At 60.6% G+C, this 751-nt stretch carries 1 rRNA gene; it reads left to right on the top strand.

What is annotated here, in order from left to right:
• The first annotated feature begins 321 nt into the window (after nt 1-321).
• Nucleotides 322-436, top strand: a 5S ribosomal RNA gene (gene rrf / locus AC0L28_RS34660).
• The last annotated feature ends 315 nt before the right edge of the window (nt 437-751 follow it).

Raw genomic sequence — 751 nt, 5'->3', positions numbered from 1 at the left:
GCGACAATCCTTCGGATTGCGCCGCGCGACAATCCTTCGGATTGCGCCGCGCGACAATCCTTCGGATTGCGCCGAGATGGTCTGTTCTCACTCACGCTTGTTCCGCCCTGCGGGCGGCGCTACGTGGGTGCGGCGCATCGGCGCCGACGGTCGGTCGACCTTGCGAAGCTTCGCTTCGAAAGGCGCCAAGACCAAAGAACGGTAAAGGCACACATAAGACCAGCGAACAGCTCAGAGAGAGCAGAAAATAGGCTTCCCTATTCGCTACTCACTATTGGCTATTCGCTCAAAAAGCTTCTCGAGCAACGTGCGCTTTGCCGACCTGGTGGTTATGGCGGAGCGGCTGCACCCGATCCCATTCCGAACTCGGCCGTGAAACGCTCCAGCGCTGATGGTACTTCGTCTCAAGACGCGGGAGAGTAGGTCGCTGCCAGGTCTGCAAAACGCACGTTGCAAAGAATCCAGTCTTCTCCCTACAAAACAGGCCCGCCAATCGGGAACTCGGGCCGCGCAAGCGGCCCTTTCAGTTGGCGAAAGCTTGATTCCAGTGAGCCAAGGCTTACTTCTGACGTTGACGCGGGGTGGAGCAGCGCCCCGTCCGCCCGCAAAGGCCGAAGGCCTCGAGGACGGACAAAACAAAAAGTCCGGGCTGCCCGGCCGGCATTCGCCGTCTATTGACGCGGGGTGGAGCAGCGCCCCGTCCGCCCGCAAAGGCCGAAGGCCTCGAGGACGGACAAAACAAAAAGTCCGG

This window comes from Mesorhizobium sp. WSM4847, from assembly GCF_055811335.1.
This window is presented reverse-complemented; position numbering and strand designations above follow the sequence as displayed.